This is a genomic window from Cellulomonas triticagri, assembly GCF_003696205.1.
GTDB classification, from domain to species: domain Bacteria; phylum Actinomycetota; class Actinomycetes; order Actinomycetales; family Cellulomonadaceae; genus Cellulomonas; species Cellulomonas triticagri.
The window spans coordinates 1-3194 of record NZ_RFFI01000213.1 but is presented as its reverse complement, the minus strand read 5'-3'; the positions used below and the strand labels follow the sequence as shown (position 1 = coordinate 3194).

Annotated in this window: 5 protein-coding genes; 4 read left to right on the top strand and 1 reads right to left on the bottom strand. The window is 75.7% G+C overall.

Annotated elements, in window-relative coordinates; genetic code table 11:
* The coding region (locus tag EBM89_RS20125) for a hypothetical protein (protein ID WP_439647213.1) at positions 1-492 on the bottom strand (492 nt) is incomplete at its 3' end.
* Between the two features lie 213 nt (positions 493-705).
* On the opposite strand from EBM89_RS20125, the gene rimP reads away from it, so the two are divergent.
* The 4 genes from rimP to EBM89_RS20105 all read left to right on the top strand — a co-directional run.
* Positions 706-1284 carry a ribosome maturation factor RimP gene (gene rimP, locus EBM89_RS20120; RefSeq protein WP_122151352.1) on the top strand — a complete coding sequence of 193 codons (579 nt, stop codon included), beginning with the start codon at positions 706-708 and terminating at the stop codon, positions 1282-1284.
* A 1-nt stretch (position 1285) separates the two neighbouring features.
* Complete coding sequence (gene nusA, locus EBM89_RS20115) at positions 1286-2401, top strand: transcription termination factor NusA (protein ID WP_122151351.1); 1116 nt, start codon at positions 1286-1288, stop codon at positions 2399-2401.
* Positions 2398-2769 (top strand): YlxR family protein, encoded by a 372-nt coding sequence (locus tag EBM89_RS20110; protein ID WP_122151350.1) that lies wholly within the window; start codon positions 2398-2400, stop codon positions 2767-2769. Before nusA ends, EBM89_RS20110 begins: the two co-directional genes overlap by 4 nt.
* A gap of 176 nt (positions 2770-2945) precedes the next feature.
* A partial coding sequence (locus EBM89_RS20105; RefSeq protein WP_147463645.1) for a translation initiation factor IF-2 N-terminal domain-containing protein occupies positions 2946-3194 on the top strand: 249 nt, incomplete at its 3' end.

The window sequence follows — 3194 nt, the reverse complement described above, 5'->3', positions numbered from 1 at the left end:
GAGCTGCGCGCGGGACGCGGCGACGGACGCGAGCAGGCGGGCGAGCCCGGCGTCCTCGGCCCGGCGGGCCCCGTCGCGCGCCTGCGACGCGGCCTCGCCGAGCAACGTCAGCACCTCCGCGGGCGTCGCCGTGACGGACGTGGGCGCGGGCGTCGGGGTCGGGGAGCCCTCGGGCACCGGCAGACCGGACTCGTAGACGCCGCCGAGGGCGTCCACCTGGACGTCCGCGGTGGTGGCGACGGCGTCGAGCACGGGGGCGACAGCGGCGTCGGACCCGTTACCGGCACCCCGGGCGGCGGCCGCGAGGTCCAGCGCGTCGTCGACGGCGTCGCGGCGCAGCGTCTCGGCGGCGTCCGGCGCGGGCTCGGCGGTCGCGTCGGTCTCCCAGCGCAGCCCGCACCCGGCGAGCAGCAGGGCGGTGACGGCGGCGAGCGCGACGGCGGCGGTGCGCCGGTGCGCGCGCGGCGGGCGGGGGGCGGGGACCGTGGACATCGCCGGTGATCCTCCCACGTCGGGCACGTCACGCGGCGTACGTCGGGTGCGCGCCGCCGGAGTCAGTACGCTGGTGGCAGCACGCGGCAGCGCCGCGCGCCGCAGCACGCGCAGGACCCGACAACCACACAGCGTCGACGTCCCGGTGGTGGCGTGCGCGCGGCGAGGGCCGCACCGCACCCAGACGACCGAGGACCGACACAGGAGGTCAGCATGCCCGCGCCCGTCAGCGCGCAGCGCATCAGGGAGACCATCGAGCCGGTGGTGGCCGCCGCCGGGCTGTGGCTGGAGGACGTCGAGCTCGCGCGCGACGGCAGCCGCCAGGTGGTGCGCGTCGTGGTCGACGCGGTCGAGGACGCCGAGGACCAGGTGGACCTCGACGCGGTCGCGGAGGTGTCGCGGACGGTGTCCGCGGCGCTGGACGACCTCGACGGCCTGCCGGAGCGGTACACGCTCGAGGTGTCGAGCCGGGGCGCGACGGCGCCCCTGACCGCCCGCCGGCACTACGTGCGCGCCATCGGCCGACTCGTGACGCTGCAGCGGGTCGACGGCACCGCGCTCGCCGGCCGCCTGGTCGACGTCGAGACCGCGAGCGACGGCGGCGACGCCGTGGTGGTGACGCCCGTGACGCCGGGGGTCAAGGGCCGCCCGGCGAAGGTGGGCGACCCGGTGCGCGTGCTCCTCGCGGAGGTCCGCGAGGGTCGCGTCGAGGTCGAGCTCGTGAAGGACAGCAAGGACGAGGGTGCCGACGGCGTCACCCGTGGCAACGGGCCGAGAGGCCAGGAGGACTGACGTGGACATCGACATGCAGGCGCTGCGGCTCATCGAGCGGGAGCGGGAGATCAGCCTGGACGTGCTCGTCTCGGCCATCGAGCAGGCGCTCCTGTCCGCCTACCACCGCACGCCGGATGCGCGCCCGGACGCCCGGGTCGAGCTGGACCGCCGCTCGGGCCACGTGACCGTGTGGGCGCGCGAGCGCACCGTGGTCCCGGCACCGCAGGTGGACGAGGACGCGGCGGACGGCGAGGACGGCGTGGTGACGGCGGTCCCGCCGACCACGACGGTCACCGGCCCGGAGTTCGACGACACCCCCGACGGCTTCGGCCGCATCGCCACCGCGACGGCCCGCCAGGTCATCGTCCAGCGGCTGCGCGACGCCGAGGACGACCAGGTGCTCGGGCAGTTCCGCGGCAAGGAGGGCGAGGTCCTCGGCGGCGTCATCCAGCAGGGCCGCGACCCCCGGGTCGTGCTCGTGGAGGTCGGCGGCACCGAGGCCGTGCTGCCCGCGCACGAGCAGGTCCCCACGGAGAAGTACGTGCACGGCGAGCGGATCCGCGCGCTGGTGCTCGACGTGTCCCGCGGCGCCAAGGGCCCGCAGATCACGCTGTCGCGCACGCACCCGAACCTCGTGCGCAAGCTCTTCGAGCTCGAGGTCCCGGAGATCGCCGACGGCCACGTCGAGATCACGGCGCTCGCCCGCGAGGCCGGGCACCGCACCAAGATGGCCGTGCGCTCGCGCGTGCAGGGCCTCGGGGCGAAGGGCGCCTGCATCGGTCCGCTCGGCGCCCGCGTGCGCGCGGTGATGGCGGAGCTGCACGGCGAGAAGATCGACATCGTCGACCACTCGGACGACCCGGCGGAGATGGTGGCGCACGCCCTGTCGCCGGCGCGTGTGCTGTCCGTCACGGTCGTGGACCCGGCGGCGCGCGCCGCGCGGGTCGTCGTGCCGGACTACCAGCTGTCGCTCGCGATCGGCAAGGAGGGCCAGAACGCCCGGCTCGCCGCGAAGCTGACGGGGTGGCGCATCGACATCCGCTCGGACGCCCAGGACACGCCCGAGATCGCCGTCGAGGGTGCCCGGACCAGCGGTGACGGCGAGGACGAGGCCGTCGCCGGTCGAGACGAGTGAGCGCGCGCGCTAGACTGCATGCGGCTGGGCCGGACGCCCGGCTCTCCTCGCCGAGCAGGCGCCACCCCCGACCCCCCGCAGCGGACACCGCGGCGGAGGTCGTCGTGGGCCCGGTGCGCACGTGCGTGGGGTGCCGGAACGCCGGCCCGAGGTCGGTCCTGCTGCGCGTGGTCGCGGCGACGACGGACGCGGGTGATCCCGCGGTCGTGGTCGACGTGCGTCGCGCGCTGCCGGGCCGGGGGGCGTGGCTGCACCCCGATCCTCGTTGCCTCGAGCTCGCCGAGCGCCGTCGTGCGTTCCCGCGTGCCCTGCGTCTCGCAGGTCCGCTGGACACGTCCGCGGTGCGGGAGCACCTCGGGGACGACTAGGGGAGACCGATCCCGCCGGGCGCCGCCCGGTGGACACATGTGCACCGTCGAACAGGGAAAGCGGGTCGAAGAGCCGATGGCTGCCCGATGAGCACGCACCAGTGAGTACCCAGCGATGAGTACCCAGCACTAACGACGGTCCGACCCTGTCCGGGCGGACCGAGACAGGGAGAGATGTGGCCAAGGTCCGCGTCTACGAGCTCGCCAAGGAGCTCGGAGTCGACAGCAAGTCGCTCATGACCAAGCTCAACGAGCTCGGTGAGTTCGTCCGCTCGGCGTCCTCGACGATCGAGCCCCCGGTGGTCCGCAAGCTGCGGGACACCTACCCGGCCGGTGGCGGCGCCAAGCCCGCCCCGAAGCCGGCCGCGGCCAAGCCGGCCGCCCCGACCCCGGCTGCGCCGTCGGCTCCCGCCGCCGCCGCGCCG